This is a genomic window from Bradyrhizobium sp. USDA 223 (assembly GCF_044909005.1).
GTDB lineage: Bacteria > Pseudomonadota > Alphaproteobacteria > Rhizobiales > Xanthobacteraceae > Bradyrhizobium > Bradyrhizobium yuanmingense.
Genome location: NZ_JBIYDR010000001.1, coordinates 6,034,353 through 6,052,999 on the forward strand (window position 1 = coordinate 6,034,353; position 18,647 = coordinate 6,052,999).

Annotated in this window: 19 protein-coding genes; 9 read left to right on the top strand and 10 right to left on the bottom strand. The window is 65.0% G+C overall.

The genetic code is table 11. From position 1 onward, the window contains the following. Positions 1 to 311 precede the first annotated feature (311 nt). On the bottom strand, positions 312 to 1,085 hold the full coding sequence (locus ABIA40_RS28125; protein WP_404544433.1) for a ferredoxin--NADP reductase: 774 nt from the start codon (positions 1,083 to 1,085) through the stop codon (positions 312 to 314). A gap of 374 nt (positions 1,086 to 1,459) precedes the next feature. On the opposite strand from ABIA40_RS28125, the gene ABIA40_RS28130 reads away from it, so the two are divergent. The 6 genes from ABIA40_RS28130 to ABIA40_RS28155 all read left to right on the top strand — a co-directional run bounded on the left by ABIA40_RS28130 (position 1,460) and on the right by ABIA40_RS28155 (position 7,707). Next, positions 1,460 to 2,254: a RimK family alpha-L-glutamate ligase gene (locus ABIA40_RS28130; RefSeq protein WP_404544435.1), complete on the top strand. Its 795-nt coding sequence runs from the start codon at positions 1,460 to 1,462 to the stop codon at positions 2,252 to 2,254. 182 nt (positions 2,255 to 2,436) lie between these two features. Continuing rightward, complete coding sequence (locus ABIA40_RS28135) at positions 2,437 to 3,438, top strand: NADP-dependent oxidoreductase (protein ID WP_404544438.1); 1,002 nt, start codon at positions 2,437 to 2,439, stop codon at positions 3,436 to 3,438. 145 nt (positions 3,439 to 3,583) lie between these two features. Beyond that, positions 3,584 to 4,408, top strand: a complete 825-nt coding sequence (locus ABIA40_RS28140) for a cysteine rich repeat-containing protein (protein WP_404544440.1) — start codon at positions 3,584 to 3,586, stop codon at positions 4,406 to 4,408. A gap of 134 nt (positions 4,409 to 4,542) precedes the next feature. After that, positions 4,543 to 4,758: a hypothetical protein gene (locus ABIA40_RS28145; RefSeq protein WP_128265055.1), complete on the top strand. Its 216-nt coding sequence runs from the start codon at positions 4,543 to 4,545 to the stop codon at positions 4,756 to 4,758. Positions 4,759 to 4,945: 187 nt separating this feature from the next. Then, positions 4,946 to 6,097, top strand: a complete 1,152-nt coding sequence (locus ABIA40_RS28150) for an FAD-dependent monooxygenase (protein WP_404544442.1) — start codon at positions 4,946 to 4,948, stop codon at positions 6,095 to 6,097. Beyond that, positions 6,094 to 7,707 carry a benzoate-CoA ligase family protein gene (locus tag ABIA40_RS28155; RefSeq protein WP_404544445.1) on the top strand — a complete coding sequence of 538 codons (1,614 nt, stop codon included), beginning with the start codon at positions 6,094 to 6,096 and terminating at the stop codon, positions 7,705 to 7,707. Before ABIA40_RS28150 ends, ABIA40_RS28155 begins: the two co-directional genes overlap by 4 nt. A 150-nt stretch (positions 7,708 to 7,857) precedes the next feature. Here ABIA40_RS28155 and ABIA40_RS28160 read toward each other — a convergent pair whose 3' ends face one another. Together ABIA40_RS28160 and maiA are read right to left on the bottom strand one after the other, a co-directional pair. Further along, entirely contained in the window at positions 7,858 to 8,370 is a 513-nt protein-coding gene (locus ABIA40_RS28160; RefSeq protein ID WP_404544447.1) for a MarR family winged helix-turn-helix transcriptional regulator, read from the bottom strand. After that, positions 8,360 to 8,992, bottom strand: coding sequence for a maleylacetoacetate isomerase (gene maiA / locus ABIA40_RS28165; protein WP_157285820.1), 633 nt, complete (start codon positions 8,990 to 8,992; stop codon positions 8,360 to 8,362). The genes ABIA40_RS28160 and maiA overlap by 11 nt, the downstream gene beginning before the upstream one ends. A 144-nt stretch (positions 8,993 to 9,136) precedes the next feature. On the opposite strand from maiA, the gene gtdA reads away from it, so the two are divergent. Then, on the top strand, positions 9,137 to 10,177 hold the full coding sequence (gene gtdA / locus ABIA40_RS28170; RefSeq protein WP_271539625.1) for a gentisate 1,2-dioxygenase: 1,041 nt from the start codon (positions 9,137 to 9,139) through the stop codon (positions 10,175 to 10,177). A 120-nt stretch (positions 10,178 to 10,297) separates the two neighbouring features. On the opposite strand, the gene ABIA40_RS28175 is transcribed toward gtdA, so the two are convergent. The 4 genes from ABIA40_RS28175 to ABIA40_RS28190 all read right to left on the bottom strand — a co-directional run bounded on the left by ABIA40_RS28175 (position 10,298) and on the right by ABIA40_RS28190 (position 14,595). Further along, positions 10,298 to 11,122: an ABC transporter permease gene (locus ABIA40_RS28175; RefSeq protein ID WP_275507794.1), complete on the bottom strand. Its 825-nt coding sequence runs from the start codon at positions 11,120 to 11,122 to the stop codon at positions 10,298 to 10,300. After that, positions 11,115 to 11,888: an ABC transporter ATP-binding protein gene (locus ABIA40_RS28180; RefSeq protein WP_157285817.1), complete on the bottom strand. Its 774-nt coding sequence runs from the start codon at positions 11,886 to 11,888 to the stop codon at positions 11,115 to 11,117. Before ABIA40_RS28180 ends, ABIA40_RS28175 begins: the two co-directional genes overlap by 8 nt. 304 nt (positions 11,889 to 12,192) lie before the next feature. Beyond that, the gene (locus ABIA40_RS28185) at positions 12,193 to 13,197 is read right to left on the bottom strand and encodes an ABC transporter substrate-binding protein (protein ID WP_404544451.1); all 1,005 of its coding nucleotides are present in this window, start codon (positions 13,195 to 13,197) and stop codon (positions 12,193 to 12,195) included. A 30-nt stretch (positions 13,198 to 13,227) separates the two neighbouring features. Next, positions 13,228 to 14,595, bottom strand: a complete 1,368-nt coding sequence (locus ABIA40_RS28190) for an FAD-dependent oxidoreductase (RefSeq protein ID WP_404544453.1) — start codon at positions 14,593 to 14,595, stop codon at positions 13,228 to 13,230. A gap of 112 nt (positions 14,596 to 14,707) precedes the next feature. Here ABIA40_RS28190 and ABIA40_RS28195 point away from each other — a divergent pair, with 112 nt between their 5' ends. After that, on the top strand, positions 14,708 to 14,980 hold the full coding sequence (locus tag ABIA40_RS28195) for a hypothetical protein (RefSeq protein WP_404544456.1): 273 nt from the start codon (positions 14,708 to 14,710) through the stop codon (positions 14,978 to 14,980). A 24-nt stretch (positions 14,981 to 15,004) separates the two neighbouring features. Here ABIA40_RS28195 and ABIA40_RS28200 read toward each other — a convergent pair whose 3' ends face one another. Together ABIA40_RS28200 and ABIA40_RS28205 are read right to left on the bottom strand one after the other, a co-directional pair. Next, positions 15,005 to 15,895 carry an NmrA family NAD(P)-binding protein gene (locus tag ABIA40_RS28200; RefSeq protein WP_271539654.1) on the bottom strand — a complete coding sequence of 297 codons (891 nt, stop codon included), beginning with the start codon at positions 15,893 to 15,895 and terminating at the stop codon, positions 15,005 to 15,007. A gap of 104 nt (positions 15,896 to 15,999) precedes the next feature. Then, positions 16,000 to 16,803 carry an enoyl-CoA hydratase-related protein gene (locus tag ABIA40_RS28205; protein WP_404544458.1) on the bottom strand — a complete coding sequence of 268 codons (804 nt, stop codon included), beginning with the start codon at positions 16,801 to 16,803 and terminating at the stop codon, positions 16,000 to 16,002. 151 nt (positions 16,804 to 16,954) lie between these two features. On the opposite strand from ABIA40_RS28205, the gene ABIA40_RS28210 reads away from it, so the two are divergent. Next, entirely contained in the window at positions 16,955 to 17,929 is a 975-nt protein-coding gene (locus ABIA40_RS28210) for a ketopantoate reductase family protein (RefSeq protein ID WP_404544460.1), read from the top strand. 3 nt (positions 17,930 to 17,932) lie between these two features. On the opposite strand, the gene ABIA40_RS28215 is transcribed toward ABIA40_RS28210, so the two are convergent. Beyond that, a complete protein-coding gene (locus ABIA40_RS28215) occupies positions 17,933 to 18,607 on the bottom strand; it encodes an alpha/beta family hydrolase (protein WP_404544462.1) in 675 nt (224 codons plus the stop codon). Positions 18,608 to 18,647 lie beyond the last annotated feature (40 nt).

Consider the following 18,647-nt stretch of genomic DNA (forward strand, 5'->3'; position numbering starts at 1 on the left):
GGATATGACGCCGCCCTTGTTTCAGGCTAGCGAATTCGGCCGAGACAAATCAATCAGCCGGATGGACGGATTTTGCGGTGCAGCAGAGGGAGGAGGCGACAGCCGCCACTGAAACTCAGTTGCCGTCCCGGGCAAGCGTCAGCGCAGACCCGGGATCCATAACCACGGGATTACGTGGTCAGAGAAAGCTGTCACTCCGAGCCGTAACCACGTCCTGTGGCTATGGGTCCCGGATCGGCGCGCGCTTGGGGCGCGCTTGTCCGGGACGACGAGTGAGTGTGGCGCGCGATCGCGCCACTTCCTCAGCAAAATCAGCGCTCGACGAAGGCCTTTTCGATCACGAAATGGCCGGGCTTGTTGCCGCTTCCTTCGACGAAGTCGCGGCTCTCGAACATCTGCTTCAGCTCTTCCAGCATCGCCGGGCTGCCGCACATCATGATGCGGTCGGTTGCGATGTCGAGCGGGCCCTGCCCGATGTCGTTGAAGATCTGCTCGGAGCTGATGAGGTCGGTGATGCGGCCGCGATTCCGGAACGGCTCGCGGGTCACGGTCGGATAATAGAGGAGCTTATCCGCGAGCAGCTCGCCGAACAGCTCATCCTCGCGCAGGGTCGCGACCAGCTTCTCGCCATAGGCGAGCTCGGAGACCTGGCGGCAGCCATGCACCAGCACGATGGACTCGAACTGGTCGTAGACCTCGGGGTCCTTGATCAGGCTCGCGAAGGGCGCAAGGCCGGTGCCGGTCGAGAGCAGCATCAGCCGCTTGCCGGGAAGCAGGTTATCGGTGATCAGCGTGCCGGTCGCCTTGCGGCCGACCAGGATGGTATCGCCTTCCTTGATCTTCTGCAGGCGCGAGGTCAGCGGGCCGTCCTGCACCTTGATCGAGAAGAACTCGAGCTCTTCCTCGTGGTTGGCGCTCGCCATGCTGTAGGCCCGCAGCAGCGGCCGACCATCGACCTCGAGGCCGATCATGGCGAACTGGCCGTTCTGGAACCGGAAGCCGGTGTCGCGGGTGGCGCGGAAGCTGAACAGCGTGTCGGTCCAGTGGTGGACGGAAAGAACCTTCTCTCGGTAAAACGCGCTCATGATTTTCGATATTCCGAATAACTGCGGTTTTAGGGCAAAAGCGTTGCCCGGCCCTGAAATCGGGCGGTCACCATTTGCCATGGCGGAGGATTTCGCGTGTGTGATCTACGCCATTGAGACCAATAATCAACCTCGTTTCGGATGCAATTGATGCCGGTCAAACTGGCATTTGCGGCAGAACTGGTCACATCATTAAGGAATCTGCTGTCTCGCACGCGAGGAGGATAATTTCTTTTCCCTGCCGGGCTTCATTGCAGCACTTAATTTCCGGCGCGCTCGCAAGAATTTCATTAAGAATAGCTCTGAATTCTCACCCGGCTTGGCGCCGGCGCCCGCATTTTTGCGGTTTTTGGCGCCAGGAACGACGAAACACCATGGCAAGCGGCGAGCGGATCTTCGTTCAGGCGATCAGGCGCTATTGCGCGGAGCGGGGCATCGCGGTCGATGTCCGCTCCGGTGGCTGGCTCATCGCGATGCGCCGGGGACCGACACGCCATTTCGCCTTCGGCTACGACATCGGCCTGAACAGCGCCATCGCCCATCGCCTCGCCAACGACAAGTCGGCCACCGCCGAGGCGCTGACGCTGGCGGCCGTGCCCTGCGTTCCGCATCGGCTGTTCCTCAACCCGAAGCTGGGCGTGCATGTCGCCGGCGCCGATTGGCGCGAGGGGATGCTGGCGCTGCTCGCCGAAAATCCGCACGGCGTGGTGGTGAAGCCGAACGAGGGAACATCGGGGCGCTCGGTCTTCAAGGTGACGACGGAGGCGGAGCTCGACCACGCCGCCGACGAGGTCTTCTCGATGAGCACGGGGCTCGTGATCTCGCCCTATGTCGCGATCGAGGAGGAGGTCCGCGTGGTCCTGCTCGATGAAATGCCGCTCGTCGTCTACAGCAAGCAGCGCGGCTCGGATTGGCGGCACAATCTCGATGCCGGCGCAAAGCCGGTGCTGCTGGAGCACGGCGCAGTCCGCGCGGCCTGCGCAAAGCTCGCGATCGATGCCGCGCGCGCCATCGGCATCGTCTTTGCTTCGATCGACGTGGTTCGGGTGAACCGCGAATGGAAGGTACTCGAGATCAATTCCGGCGTGATGATGGAGGCGCTCGGCAAGCTGCACCCGGAGCTGGTGCAGGCGACATATGACGCGGCGCTTGACCGGGTGTTTGCGTGACGCTCCGAGCGCCAAGCGCAAGCTGCAATCCCTTCTGCGTGCGGTCGCGTTTTCGGGATGTTCCCATTGTGAAATGGAAAGCGGCGATCTAGCCTTCATGCAGCGCACGACGCATGCGGCTTGCACGCTTTCCTTGCGGCGGCTGCATCAATGATCGTCAAGCAAATGAAAAGGGAAACGCCATGAGCGGCAACATCAATCGCCAGATCCTGCTGGTGGAAAAGCCCAGCGGCAAGCTCGGTCCCGAACATTTCAGGATGGTCGAAGGCGCGATGCCGGAGCCGAAGGACGGCGAGGCCTTGCTGCGCGTACGCTACATCTCGCTCGACGCGGCCAACCGCGCCTGGATGCACGGCGCGACCTATCGTTCCGCCGTCGAAGCCAACAGCGTCATGGCCGGCGGCGCCATCGCCGAGGTCGTCAACTCGAAGGCAGCGGGGCTTGCGCCCGGCGACATCGTATTCGGCGACACCGGCTGGCAGGAATTTGCCGCCGTGCCGGCGAAGCATCTGACCAAAATGCCGAAGCTCGAGCCGATGACGCACCTGCTCAGCGTGTTCGGCATCGCCGGTCTCACCGCTTATTTCGGCCTGCTTGAGATCGGCAAGCCCAGGGAGGGCGAGACGGTCGTGGTCTCCGCAGCCGCAGGCTCGGTCGGCTCGATCGTCGGACAGATCGCCAAGATCAGGGGATGCCGCGTCGTCGGCATCGCCGGCGGCGCCGACAAGTGCAACTGGCTGACCTCCGAGCTCGGCTTCGATGCCGCCGTGGACTACAAGGACGGCGCGGTGTTCAAGGCGCTGCGCGCAGCGGCGCCGAAAGGCATCGACGTCTATTTCGACAATGTCGGCGGCGACATCCTCGAAGCCTGCCTGCCGCAGATGAACAACTACGGCCGCATCGCCTGTTGTGGCGCGATCTCGCAATATGACGGCGCGCCTGCCGCACATGGCCCGCGCGGCGTGCCCGGCCTGATCGTGGTGAAGCGGCTGACCATGCAGGGCTTCATCGTGATGGACTACATGAAGGACAGCGAGCGCGCGCTCGCCGATCTCCAGGCCTGGGTGAAATCCGGCAAGCTCAAGGTGCAGGAGGATATTCTCGACGGACTCGAGAACACGCCGAAAGCGCTGATCGGATTGCTTGCGGGCGAGAACCGAGGCAAGCGCATGGTCAAGCTCTGATCGCGCAATTGCGCCGACATTATTGACTTGCGGGTGACGCCAAAGCGGCGAATGATGCTGCATGCGAGGCGTCACTCGCGACAATTGCGATTGCACTACATTTTAGCGAATCGTCGGCGTTACCGACGGGGCAGGAAATCACCAGATGTTCAACACGTTGACGCATGCATCGACGCGCACGGCGTTGCTGGCGACGGCACTCTTCGCAACTGCAACAGGAGCGCTCGCGCAGACCGAGGCCCAGAAAAGCGCGATCCGGTCCGCATGCCGCTCGGACTTCATGGCGTACTGCTCGAGCGTGACGCCCGGCGGAGTGGAGGCGGTTCAATGCCTCGCCAAGAACATGTCGAGCCTGTCGTCGGGCTGCCAGGCTGCGGTTCGCGCGGTCGAACCGGCCGCCGCGCCGAAGACCGAAGCAGCGCCCGCCAAATCCGAGCCTGTCAAATCCGAACCGGCAAAAACGGAAGCGGCGCCCGCTGCCGCGCCAGCTTCCAAGCCGGGAGCGGCGGCGGCATCGAAGGCGGCAGCAGCAAAGCAGCCGAGCCCCGCGCAGGTTTCCGCGATCAAGAGCGCCTGCCGAAGCGATTATCCCAAGGTCTGCGCCAGCGTGCCGCCCGGCGGCGCGCCCGCGATCGAATGCCTGGAGAAGAACAAGGCGAAGGTGTCGGCCGGTTGCGCCAACGCCGTGAATGCGGCTTTCGGTGGCGGAGCGGCCGCGGCCACGCCCGCTTCGGGTGCTGCACCACCGGCCGCCGCGGCGCCTGCCGCGGCTCCGGCCGCCCTCGTGCTGCGGCCATTGCTGCCGCGCGAAGAGCTGTTCATCGTTCGGTCGGCTTGCGGCGCCGACATCCGCACGCTCTGCGCCGGCGTGGCGCCCGGTGGCGGCCGGATCATCCAATGCATTTCCAACCGGGCGGCATCGCTCTCGCCGGCCTGCAAGGAGGTGCTCGCGCCTTTCGCGGCGAGGTAAGATCGAGCGGGCTTAATTCGTCCGCGGCATGAATTGCGGTGCGTGACGCGAAGGTTTTCGCGTGCTGAGGCGTAAAACTAACCGACCCTTGTTTGAAAGGCCGCTACGACCACGACAAGCCCCGGGAGGACAACATGCGTTCATTGCTGCTCGTTGCTTCTGCGCTCTTCGCCTTCGCCGCCACCATGACCTTCGAGGCCACCGACGCCAATGCGGTGGTGTGCGCACGCGGCGTCGTTCGCGCCGGCTGCGTCGGACCGAACGCGGCCGTCGTCGTCCGCAAGCCAGTGCCGGCGGTCCGCTGCACCAGGGTTCTTGTGAACGGGGTCTATGTGAAGCGCTGCGTCTGACCCCTGGTGGCCAATCCGCCCCGGTTTGGCTATGATTCGCACCTGACGGTTTCGGACCCGCAAAACGCGTGTCCGGACACGTGCTTTGGCGTGCCGCGCGCTGCCGATAATTCCGCTGGCGCCGGACGCCGGAGCACATTAGTCTACCCCTAGATAGTAAGTATACTGTCAATTAGGGAGGCAGTCGTTGCGGATCGCCGTGATTGGCGGGGGGCCCGGCGGGCTCTACTTTGCCTATCTCTGGAAGAAGCGTCACCCCGAGGATCAGGTCGACCTGTTCGAACAGAACCCGGCCGACGCGACCTGGGGCTTTGGCGTCGTGTTCTCCGACCAAGCGCTGGAGTTCCTGCGCGCGGACGACCCCGAGACGGTCGATGCGATCGCCCCGCACATGGAGAGCTGGGAGAACATCACGCTGCACCTCCATGGCGACAGCGTCGCCATCGACGGCGTCGGCTTCTCATCGATCGGGCGGCTGGATCTGCTCAGATTCCTGCAGCAGCGCGCGCTCGATGTCGGCGTGACCCCGCGCTTCGACACGCAGATCCAGGCGATCGACCAGCTCAACGGCCACGATCTGATCGTCGCCGCCGACGGACTGAACTCGCTGGTGCGCCGCGCCTATGAGGGCGATTTCGGGACGTCGCTGTCCTACTCATCCAACAAGTTCGTCTGGTACGGCACCTCGAAACGCTTCGACACGCTGTCGCAGACCTTCGTGAAGACCGAGCGCGGCGCCTTCAACGCCCATCACTACCGCTATTCGCCGACCATGAGCACCTTCCTGGTCGAATGCGATTACGCCACCTGGCAGGCCTATGGGTTCGCCTACAAGGACGTCGAGCAGTCCAAGGGCGTCTGCGAGGAGGTGTTCGCCGACACGCTCGGCGGCCATTGCCTCGTCTCCAACAAATCGGTCTGGCGCAATTTTCCCTGGATCTGGAACGAGCACTGGTCGTTCAAGAACATGGTGCTGCTCGGCGACGCCCTGCATTCGGCACATTTCTCGATCGGCTCGGGCACGCGGCTCGCGATCGAGGACGCCATCGCCCTCGTCAAGGCGCTGGAGTCGGATGCGCACCTTGCGACCGCGCTGCATCGCTATCAGGCCGCGCGCAAGCCCATCGTGCAGAAGCTCGTCAACGCGGCGCGCACCAGTGCGTTCTGGTACGAACATTTCGCCGAGCACATGAAGCTTCCCCTGATGGACTTCGCCTACAGCTACATCACCCGCTCCGGCCGCATCGACGATTCCCGGCTGAGTGCGATGTCGCCGGCCTTCATGGCCCGCTATCAAGCGGCCAGGAATGGCGGGGACAATGGGGGAGGCGAGGCATGAGCAACGCGATTTTCGATCAGGTGCCCGCCGACAGCGAGGGCGCACGCGAGATCGGCTTTGCCGTCCCTGACATCTACAACGCCAGCCGCATCCTGTTCGAGAATCTCGCCAAGGGTCGCGGCCACAAGCGCGCGTTGATCGGCCCCGCGGGCACACGGACTTATGCCGAGCTCTGCGACGAGGCTTGCCGCTGGGGCAACGGCCTTGCGTCGCTCGGCCTGAAGCGCGGCGACCGCGTGCTGCTGTTCCTCGACGACACACCGGCCTATCCGGCCGCCTTCTTCGGCGCGGTGCGCGCCGGCTTCGTGCCGCTCTTGATCAACACGCTGACGCCGCCGGACCTCTTGCAATTCTACCTCGCCGATTCCGGCGCGACCGTCGCGGTGGCGGATGCAGAATTCGTAGCCCGCTTCAATGCCGAGGCTTGCAGGGAGACCAAGCTGCATACGCTGATCGTCGCCAATGGCGTGGCCGGCGAGCACGCGGCGCCGCAGGCGCTCGCGGTGGAGAACTGGCTCGCGCAATTCCCTGCCGAGCTGGCGGAAGCGCCGACACAGCGCGACGAAATGGCGTTCTGGATGTACTCCTCCGGCTCGACCGGACGGCCCAAGGGCATCGTGCACCTGCAGCACGACATGGCCTACACGGATGCCGCCTTTGCGCGGAGCGTACTGAAGCTGACGCCTGACGACATCTGCTTCTCGGTGCCAAAAATCTTCTTCGCCTACGGCTTCGGCAATTCCGTCACCTTCCCGTTCTCGGCCGGCGCCGCAACATTGCTGCTGCCGGGCCAGCCGAAGCCTACGTCGATCTTCGCGGCGATTGAGCAGTACAAGCCGACGGTCTTCTTCGGCCTGCCGACGCTGTACACCGCGCTGACCAAGGCCGACGGCTCGGACAAGACGGATTTCTCGTCGCTGCGCATGGCGCTCTCCGCCGCCGAGGTGCTCTCGGCCGAGGTCTTCAACGGCTGGAAGACGCTCACGGGGCTCGAAATCGTCGAAGGCCTCGGCTCGACCGAGGTGCTGCACATCTATCTCTCCAACCGGCCCGAGCAGAAGAAACTCGGCGCCGCGGGTCTGCGCGTTCCCGGCTACGAGGTCGCGCTGCGCGACAAGGACGGCCGCGACGTCGGCGACAACGAGGAAGGGATTCTGTGGGTGCGCGGCGATTCCAACACGCCGCTGTACTGGAATCGGCCGGACAAATCCGCCGAGACGATCCGCGAGGGCGGCTGGATCTACACCGGTGATCGCTTCGTGCGGGATGCCGACGGCTTCCACTTCTTCCGTGGCCGCGCCGACGATCTCATCAAGATCTCCGGCCAGTGGGTCTACCCGCTCGAGGTCGAGCTGTGCCTCGCCGATCACCCCGACATCCGCGAATGCGCGGTGTTCGCCGCCGAGCTGCCGGACCGTCGCATGACGCTGAAGGCGGTGGTGGTGATGAACAACCGCGCGGTCGACCAGAGTGAGGCGGCGCGCAGGCTGCAGGACTATGTCAAGAGCAGGCTGCTGCCGTACAAATATCCGCGCGAGGTGATCTTCATCGACGAACTCCCGAAGACCGGCACGGGGAAGATCGATCGGCAGGCGTTGCTGCGGATGTGAGGCGAGGACGGAGTTCCGCGCACCGCGATCGTAGGGTGGGCAAAGCGGAGCGTGCCCACCATTCCCCAATAGGAGAGAGATCGTGGGCACGGCGCTTCGCGCCTTTGCCCACCCTACGAGATCGCGCTCTGGGCTGGCCGGGGCGCCCCCTCACGCACCGTTCCCCAGATGCTCCAGCGCGTCCTCCGCGCGCAGCGGCACGCGGGAGGCTTCGTTGTTGAGATCAACCAGCTGCGCCAGCAGCCCCATCAGCGCCTTGCGATCGGCGGGCTTGAGCGGCTCCAGCATCCGGGCCTGTGCGCGCTCGACGGCGGGGATGATCTCGCGCAGGATCGCAGCGCCCGACTTGGTCAGATAGAGCAGCTTGATCCGCTTGTCCTCGGGTGCCGGCTTGCGCTCGATATAGGCCTTGGCCTGCAGACGTTCGATCACGCTGCCGAGCGTCGAGCGGTCGAAGGCGATCACCGCCGACAGCCGCGTCGCGTCGATGCCCGGATGGGTGTGGATTGCGACCAGCGCGGCATATTGCACCGGCGTGAGATCAAACGCCTTGCACTCCTCCATGAAGATCGAGACCGCGATCTGCTGCATGCGCCGGAACAGATAGCCCGGCGCGGCATAGACCGCGTCGATCGTGATCGGAGGGGGCGGCTTACTCGGCATCGGGCTGCTTCTCCGGCGCGGCATCGGCAAATGCCGGCAGCGCCTTGGCGGCGGCCTCGGCCTGGAGCAGGCGCGGATAGGCGGAGACGTCGACGCCGAAGCGGCGGGCATTGCCGAGCTGCGGCACGAGGCAGAGATCGGCCAGCGTCGGCGCATCGCCGAAGCAGAATGGGCCCTTCTCGTCCTTGATCAGCATCTCACAGGCCGACAGGCCCTCGCGGTTGACCCAGGCGGCCCAGTCCTGGACCTTCTCTTCGGGCAGACCCAGCTCACGCAGCCGCGCCAGCACTTTCAGGTTCTGCACCGGATGGGTGTCGCAGGCGATCGCTAGCGCAAACGCCCGCACCCTGGCGCGGCGCAGCGGATCCTTCGGCAGCAGCGGCGGATTGGGATGGGTCTCGTCGAGCCATTCGATGATGGCCACCGATTGCGTCAGCACGCCACCCGCATCGTCCTCCAGCGCCGGCACCAGGCCCTGCGGGTTGATGGCGAGATAGCCGGGGGCGCATTGCTCGCCCTTGCGCAGATGATGCGGCAGATGCTCGGCGCCGAGCCCCTTCAGGTTCAGCGCGATCCGCACGCGATAGGCGGCGCTGGAGCGGAAATAGCCGTGCAGCTTCATTGAGAGCCTCCCTGCTTTTGTCATTCCGGGGCGACGCGCCAGCGTCGAGCCCGGAATGACACGACCTTTGTGTGTCGTTCGTCAAGTTGACGCTATATAGATTGTCAGTATACTGTCAATCAACAATGAACGGGAGGCTCATTCATGGAAGCCGTGACCAAGACGCCGGAACGCGAGGCGTTCTACCGGAAGATCGACGGCGAGAATCTCACCGCGCTGTGGACGGTGATGAGCGACCTGATCACGCCGGAGCCGAAAAGCGCGTGCCGGCCTCACCTCTGGAAGTTCGACGTTATCCGCGATTACATGACGGAGGCCGGCAAGCTCATTACCGCCAAGGAAGCCGAGCGGCGCGTGCTGGTGCTGGAGAACCCGGGGCTGCGCGGGCAATCCAAGATCACGACCTCCCTCTATGCCGGCGTGCAGATGGTGGTGCCCGGCGACGTCGCGCCTGCGCACCGGCACAGCCAGTCGGCGCTGCGCTTCGTGCTCGAAGGCAGGGGCGCCCACACCGCGGTGGACGGCGAGCGCACCGCGATGGAGCCCGGCGACTTCATCATCACGCCCTCGATGACCTGGCACGATCATTCCAACGAGACCGACCAGCCGATGTTCTGGCTCGACGGCCTCGACATCCCCCTGGTGCAGTTCTTCGACTGCTCCTTTGCCGAAGGCGCGAACGAAGACCAGCAGAAGATCACAAAGCCTGCCGGCGACAGCTTTGCCCGCTACGGCCACAACCTCCTGCCCGTCGATGTGAAGCGGAGCTCGAAGACGTCGCCCATCTTCAGCTATCCCTATGCCTACACCCGCGAGGCGCTGGAGAAGGCCAGGACGAGCCAGGAATGGGACGCCTGCCACGGCCTCAAGCTGAAGTTCAGCAACCCCGAGACCGGCGATTTCGCAATGCCGACCATCGGCACCTTCATCCAGCTGCTGCCCAAGGGTTTTAAGACCACGCGCTATCGTTCGACGGACGCCACCGTGTTCTGCCCGATCGAAGGACGCGGTCGCAGCCGCATCGGCGATACCGTGTTCGAATGGGGCCCGCGCGATCTGTTCGTGGTGCCGAGCTGGCACTGGGTGACACACGAGGCGGATGAGGACGCCGTGCTGTTCAGCTTCTCGGATCGGCCGGTGCAGCAGAAGCTGGATCTGTTCAGGGAAGATCGTGGGAACGCGTGACGGTCGCCGGTCTCGTAGGGTGGGCAAAGGCGCCCTTGCGCCGTGCCCACGTCTTCGCGACTCATGAAGGAATGGTAGGCACGCTTCGCTTTGCCCACCCTACGGCGCCGGTGATCGTATCTAGCGCCAGTGCAACAGCCGCATCTCCAGCCAGCCGATCACCTTCCCCACGACGAGGCCGAACACCGACAGGATCACGACGCCCGCGAGCAGCTGATCGGTCTGCATCAGGTTGCCCGCTTGCAGCACGAAGGCACCGATGCCGTATTGGGCGCCGATCATCTCGGCGCTGACGACCAGCAGCAGCGCGACGGAGGCGGTGATGCGGAAGCCCGCGAGGATCGCCGGCAGCGCGCCGGGCCAGATCACCTTGCGCACGATGGTGGCGAACGGAACGTTGAAGCTCTGCGCCATGCGGATAAGGTTGCGCGGCACCGCATCGACACCGCTATAGACCGAGATCGCGGTCGAGAAGAACACCCCTAACGCAATGGTCGCGATCTTCGGCTCTTCGCCGATGCCGAGCCAGAGAATCAGCAGCGGCAGCAGCGCGATCTTCGGGATCGGAAACAGCGCCGAGATGAAGGTGATGCCGACGCTGCGCGCGAGACGCGACAGGCCGATGGCGAAGCCGACGGCGATTCCGGCCGCCGTTCCCAACAGCCAGCCGACGCCGATCCGCAGCAGCGAAGCCGAAACATGCTGCCAGAGTGCGCCGGAAACGGCGAGCTGATAGATCGCGCGAACAATTGCGGAAGGAGTCGGCAGAAACAGCGCATTGACGAGGCCGGCGCTGCCGGCGGCCTGCCAGATCGCGATAAGCAGGCCGAGCGCGATCCAGCCGCCATACCGGCTCGACGCGGGCACGAAGCCCGCGCCGCGAAAGTGGACGCGCCGCGTCGCTTCGTTCTTGGCCGCCATGTCCGTTGCCGCGCGATCAAGCATGCTGGACCTCGCGCTCGGCATCGATCGCCTCGTTGCGGATCAGCGACCAGATCTGGTTCTGCAGGGCCAGCAGTTGTTCGCGGGCCCCCGCTTCGCCGCGGGCCGCGCGCGTCATCGGCACGGTGACGACCTCGCGGATACGACCGGGCCGGCGTGACAGCACCACGATGCGATCGGCAAGCCGCGCGGCCTCTTCGAGATTGTGGGTGACGTAGACCGCGCCCATGCCGCCATCGGCGAGCAGGCGGATGAAATCCTCCAGCAGCAGCTCGCGGGTCTGCGAATCCAGCGCCGAGAGCGGCTCGTCCATCAAGAGGATCGCGGGCTTCACCGCGAGCGCGCGCGAGATGCCGACGCGCTGGCGCATGCCGCCCGAGAGCTGCTTTGGATAGGTCTGGCGAAAATCGGTGAGGCCGGTGCGGCGCAGCGCATCCTCGACCAGCGCGCGGCGCTGCGCGGCCGAGAGCTTTGTGTGCAGCAGCGGGAATTCAACATTCTCCTCCACCGTCGCCCAGGGCAGCAGCGCAAAGTCCTGGAACACGAAAGTCAGCGGATTGAGGCTATCCGCCGGCGGCGCGCCGCGCAGCTCCGGCGCGCCGGAGGTCGGCTGCAGCAGTCCGCCGAGGATCGACAGCAGCGTGCTCTTGCCGCAGCCGGAGGGTCCGACGATCGCCACCACCTCGCCCGCCCCGACGGTGAACGAGACGTCGTCGAGCACGGCGAGATCGCCGAAGCGATGGGTGATGTGGCTGGCGATCAGGTCCATGCGGCGCACCGTTTCTGCTCGGGCTGTGCGCGCTCTTCACCCTCCCCTGGAGGGGGAGCATCGGTTTGCATGCAGCGAAGCGAAATGCAAACCGGGGTGGGGTGATAGTCTATCGGCGCGGATGCTGGCAATTCCTGCCCCCGAACTTCCCGCGAATGGTCGGAGCAAACGACAGATAGACCACCGCCGTGGCTCACCCCACCCCGCTCGCTCGGGACGATGCTGCGCATCGCCGGTGCGATCGACCCTCCCCCTCCAGGGGAGGGTGGCAGATCGCCTGCCGCGGGAGTTTGCACAATCAGCATCAATCCGCCTTCACATAGTCCTTCGCGATGATCGCTTCCGCATCAAAGCCCTTGTCGACGAAGCCCTGCTCCTGCAGCCATTTGATCTGGTTGTCGACGTTCTTCACGTCGAGCTTGCCGTCGGGATCGATATAGGCGCAGTTGCCGACCACCTGCTCGACCGGCAGGTTGGTGTACTTTGCGATGATCTCCAGGAGCGGCCTGGTCTTGTCGTTGATCGGGGCAACACCGTCTTTCATCGCTGTGAGGATGACGTCGTGATATTCGCGGTCGGCTTTCGCGAGCACGCCGAGGAATTTCGTCACCAGCGCCTTGTTGGCCAGCGTCTTCGGCGCGGCGAATACCGCGCCCAGCTGCCACGGCGTCTCGTCACCGACCCAGCCCAGGAATTTCGCGCCGCCCTCGTCCATCAGCTTTCGTGCGGTCGAGATCGGCAGCAACGCGGCATCGACGGTCTCGCCCTTAAGCGCAGCGGCGGCATTCGACAGCGATTGCAGCGGCACGATTTTCACGTCCGCGAGCTTGAAGCCGTATTTGTCGGCGAGCAGGCCGAGCGAATAATGGAAGCTCGATCCGACCTGCGTCATCGCCACGCGCTTGCCCGCAAGGTCCTTCGGCGTCTTCAAGCCGCTCGCATAGGCATTGTTGCTGGCGAAATAGCCGATCAGGGGATAGCCCGGCTTCTCGCGGCTCATGCCGCCGATCACCTTCAGCACCCCCTTGCCGCCGAGATTGTAGAGCCCGGCGGTGAAAGCGGTGACGCCGAAATCGACGTCGCCCGAGGTGGTGGCGACCGCAATCGGCTGCGCTGCATCGAAGAACTTCAGCTCGACCTCCAGGCCGGCCTCACGGAAATAGCCCTTGTCCAGCGCGATGAAGACCGGCGCCGACGAGGACAGGCGGAGCACGCCGACCTTGGCTTTCAGCGCATCCTCGGCCCGTGCCATGCCCATAGCCATGATCGCCATCAGGCCCGCTACCGCGAGCCGCGCAATCCCGATCATCCCGTTTCCTCCGCTTTGTCTTGCAGTGCGTTACACGCCTTCGGGCACCGCCTGGTCCCCTCCGATGAAGGCGCCCTGTTGTTTCAACGTTTCCTGCAACTTTTCAATGGGGATTTCGCGTGGAATCCGGTTTCCGGACAGCGCCAGCGCGGCGGCGGAACCGGCGGCCTCACCCATCGCGAAGCAGGCACCGGAGACCCGCGCGGCCGACTGGCCCTCGTGGGTCATCGAGGCACAGCGACCGGCGACCAGGAGGTTGTCGACGCCCTCAGGGACCAGCATCCGGTAAGGCAGCTCATTATAGCCGCGCGATTCCGGGATCGGCGGGAAGGTGAAGACGACGTCGCCGGGCACATGGGCCTCGATCGGCCAGCCGTTGACGCCGATGGAATCCGCGAACGAGGCACAGCCGAGCACGTCCTCACCGCTGAGCTGGTAGCCACCCTTGATGCGGCGTGTCTCGCGGATGCCGAGCTGTGGCGGCAGGTCGACGATGTAGGATTTCTCGAAACCCGGCACCGCGCTGCGCAGGAATTCGTACGCGGCGAGCGCCTGCTTGCGGCCCTCGATCTCACCGCGGGTGAGATCGTCGGGCTCGATGCCGTTGATGGCGTGGCCGTCCTCGCGCGCGACCTGGGTGAAGTTTACCCGCCATTCGATGCCGGATTTCTGTGGCCGCACGATCGCGCTTTTGCGCGGGAATGTGTGGGTGCCGGCCGCGGAGGCCTTTTCCATCAATTGCGGAATGGTGCGCCAGGCATCGCCGGCCTTCTCAGGGTCGATGCCGTTGAGACGGAGCATCATCGAGGGGTAGAGCGGATGGCCGTGCGCGTCGCCGATCTCGAACGGCGCGCCGGCCCACACGGCAAGATCGCCGTCGCCGGAGCAGTCGATGAAGATCTCCGCGCGCACCGCCTGCCGGCCGGCCTTGGTCTCGACCAGCATCGCGTCGATGCGGCGCTCCTCGGCCATGACGACGCCGGCGCCGAGCGCGTGGAACAGCATATTCACCTTGTGGCTGGCGAGCAGCTCGTCGGCCGCGATCTTGTAGGCGGCGGTGTCATAGGCCTGGGCAAAAACCTTGCCGAGGATCAGATGCGGCGCATTGAGGCCGTTCAAGCGATCGATCCGCGCCAGCAGCTCCGACGCCAGACCCTGCACAAGCCGCCGGTGCTCGCCATGGACATTGCCGTGGAGGCCGCAGAAATTGGTAACGCCGGCCGCAGTGCCCATGCCGCCGAGAAAGCCGTAGCGCTCGATCAACAGCGTCTTCCGCCCCGCACGCGCCGCTGCGGCTGCCGCCACGATGCCGGCCGGGCCGCCGCCGAGCACGACGACTTCATATTCGCCATAGAGTGGCACTTTGCGCGCCGGTTCGTCGATCGTCGTAGCCCGCATGGCGCGTTCCTTCCCGGAATCTGGTTCGAACTGGATCACGACTTAGCCGGCGGTCCTCATGCCCGCAAGATCGCGGTTGCTCGCTAACGGTGGACCTGAGACAAGTGCAGGCATGGATTCGATCATCGCCAGATACTGCTTCGCCGCTTCTATCGCCCTCGCGATCTCGGCCGTTCCCGCCTCGGCCGTGGAGCAAAACTGCCGCTTCATCCCCGCCAAGCCCGATCGCGAGGCCTGCTACAAGCGGCAGGAGGAGGAGCTAGCCGCGAAGCGCAAGCCTGCACCTGCGGTCGACGACGGCAAAGCGCTCGAAACGCTGCGCCAATTGCGACAGGATGATGATGCCGTCTATCGCAGCATCAACAACATCTGCCGCGGCTGCTGACCACGAGCACTGCAATTTGGGCGGTCACAGGACTCTGCTGGCAGCAGCGTGCGAGCCGCGCGACTGGGCGACAAGAGCGCCGATATAGTCTTCGAGTGTCGTCTCGCCGCGTTCGAACGGCTCCGACATGGCAAAGCCGCTGTCGACGCTGACCGCGGTCATTCGCGCATAAGACTCCGCCGCCGCGGCGGAGAAGCCGAGCTTTCCATAAGCCGCGATCCATTGATCGCGCGGGATGACCTCGACCTTCACCTGATGGCCGAGCACGGCCGCGAAGGCATCCGCGACATCCCGCGGCGAATACCGCTCGGGTCCTTCGACATGATGCACGTCCTGATCGCGGGGCAGCTCCAACAAATGGCGCGCGGCCGCCTTGCCAAGATCGGGGGGCGCGACCATTGGGATCTTCATGTCTGCGGGCAGCATGGTCGGCAACATGCCGCACTTCGCCGCATCGAGCAGTTGGTCCCAGTTGCTCATGTAGTAGGCGCCTCGCTGGATGGTCGCTGGTATCGGTTGGGCGGCAAGCGCCTGCTCGAAATGATAGAGAACATTGAGATCGCCGCAGCGCTCTCCCGGCTGGGCGCCATAGGTAGATGCGGCGACGACCTTTTCGAGCCCGGATCCTTCGAGCGCCGCCACGATGCTCCTGACGGTCGCATGCTCCTCACGATCGGTGTCGGTGGAGATGTCGGCGTTCGGATTGAGCAGGAAAGCGCGCTTGCCCGTTCTGAACACCGCGCGCAAGCCGTCGGTGTCGCGCACATCGACAACCGCGGTCTGCGCACCGCGACTGCGCCAATCGGCCTCGTTGTTGTTGCTGTGAAGCACGGCTGTAACCGGTCGCCCCGCATTCAGCAACCTCGACGCGACGGCCGATCCGATACGCCCGTTTGCCCCAACCACAATGAACATCGGCGCGCTCCATAAGGCTGAATCGGGTAAATCTTCTGCCCCGTCCGCAGTTCCGCGCGATACCCCCATAGCCCACTTTTTCGAGCCGCACCTCGTCGCATCCCTCAGCTTTTGTCGGCGCCCCACCTCGCTGCCCGTTTCTCGGCGAATGACGCCAGTCCCTCCGCTGCCTCGGCGCTCTGGCGCTTGAGCGAGTGCAATTGCACGAGCCGGGTGTAAGCGTCATCGTCCACGGCCATGCCGCCGAACGAGCTCTCCAGCGCAAGACGCTTGGTCTCGGCCGTGGCCTCCGGTCCGTTGGCGAGCAGCTGCTCGACCACCTTGGCGCCTGCGGCCTCGAGATCGGCGAGCGGCACCACCTCGTGGACGAGGCCGATGCGGCGGGCGTCTTCGGCGCCGAAGCGTTCGCCGGTCAGCGCGTAGCGGCGGACTTGCCGTACACTAATGGCATCGCAGAGCTGCGGGATGATGATCGCGGCGGTCAGCCCCCAGCGCACCTCGGTGATCGAGAACAGGGCGTTGTCGGCGGCAATCACGACATCGCAGGCCGCGATGACGCCGGTACCGCCCCCGAAACAGCCGCCCTGCACCAGCGCGACGGTGGGGATCGGCAAAGTGTTGAGCCGCTGCACGGCTTCGAACGTCGCGCGCGAGGCCGCCTCGTTTGCCTCGCGCGATTGCGGACGCACACTGTTAATCCATTTGAGGTCGGCACCGGCCTGGAAGTGCTTGCCGTTGCCCCGGAGCACGACGACGCGCAAATTGGGCTTGCTGCCGAGGTCGTCCATGGCCGCGAGCACGCCTGAGATCAGCGCGCCGTCATAGGCGTTGTTGACCTCCGGCCGGTTCAACGTGACGGTCGCAACCCCGCGTTCATCGAGGCTCCACAGGACGGGGCTGGCAGTCATCGGCGGTCCTCCGGTTGTTTGCCGCACACTATGGCTGAGCGCGCCTGCCCTGATCCATATCTTTCCGGCGTAGGGTGGCCGCGTCCATCGCATGGCGGCTTGTGTCATGCTGGCTGCGGGCGACACCACGGGATGGATACGGGATATCAATATGCGCATCTGCATTTTCGGCGCAGGCGCCGTCGGCAGCCACATTGCGGTACGGCTGGCGCGCGCCGGCCATGAGGTCAGTTGCGTGATGCGGGGGGCGCATCTGGAGGCAGCCCGCGCGGGTGGCCTCAAGCTGCGCGTCGGCGATTCCGAGGTCGGCGCCAAGGTGAACGCGTCAGGCGATCCGGCCCAGCTCGGGCCGCAGGACGTCGTGATCTCGACCTTGAAGGCGACCGCGCTTCAGGGGCTGGTTTCCAGCATCAAGCCGCTGCTCCAGGACGACACTGCGATCGTGTTCGCTCAAAACGGCATTCCCTGGTGGTACGGCATCGGCCTGCCTCCGCGGCACCCGGCACCGCCGGACATTTCATTCCTCGATCCCGGCGGCCGCCTGCGCGCCTGCATCCCGAAGGAACGGATCGTCGGCGGCGTGATCTTCTCCTCCAACGAGGTGATCGCGCCCGGCGTGGTGCAGAACCTGACCCCGGACCGCAACCGCCTCCTGATCGGCGAGTGCGACGACCGCAATTGCGAGCGGATCACGAAACTGCGCGGCGTCTTCAACGACGCGCGGCTGGAATCGCCGCCGGTCGCCGAGATCCGCGAGGCGATCTGGTCAAAGCTGCTGACCAACATGTCTCTGTCGGTGCTGTGCCTGCTCACCGGCCAGACCGCGCGCGGCGTGCGCGACGATCCCGCCTTCACGGAGGTGATTCCGCGCATGCTGAACGAGGCCAACGAGATCGCTCAATATTTCATTCCCGAGGTGAAGCGTGTCAGCCGCAGCGGCCCCGCCCCCAACCACAAGCCGTCGCTGCTGCAGGATTACGAGCTCGGCCGCGCCATGGAGATCGACGTGCTGGTGAAGGCGCCCCAGGCCTTCGCGCGCACCGCCGGCCTGTCGACGCCGACGCTCGACCTGATCGCCGCCCTCGCGATTCAGAAGGCACGCGACAAGGGGCTTTATTCCGCGTGAGCCTCAGAGCGCATCGATCCAGGCCCCGAGCGTGTCCAGAACCTCGCCGAGCGCCTCGTCATTGGTCCGGCCGGACTTCTTGAGCACCGCAAACGAATGGTCGCCGCCTGCGACCTCATGCAGCGTCGCCTTACGCCCGAGCCGCTCGATGACGGGCTCGAGATGGGCAAGATCGGCAAGCTCGTCGCGTGTGCCTTGCAGGAACAGCATGGGAATCGCGATTGCAGCGAGGTGCTCGGCGCGCTCGCTCGACGGCTTCTTGGCAGCATGGAGGGGAAAGCCGAGGAAGGCCAGCCCTTTGACATCGGGGAGCGGCGACTTCGACTGCGCCTGCGAGGTCATGCGGCCTCCGAACGATTTTCCGCCGGCAACGAGCTTCAGCCCGGGGCAGAGCCGCGCTGCCTCCGTGACCGCGGCACGGACGCTCGCGTGGGCGATTGCTGGCGGGTCGGGACGCCCCTTCTTCGCTTCCATGTAAGGAAAATTGAAGCGGAACGTCGCAATGCCGCGCTGGGCAAGGCCGGCTGCAACCTTCTCCATGAAGGAATGCCGCATATCAGCCCCGGCGCCGTGCGCCAGGACGTAGCAGGCGCGCGCGTGGGTCGGCTGCGTCAGGATCGCCGAGACCGTGCCGATGCGCTCGATGTCAAACTTGAGCTCTGTCGTCTTGCCCGTCATGACCGCCTCGATTTGCATCTAAAGCGCCATGAGATCTGGA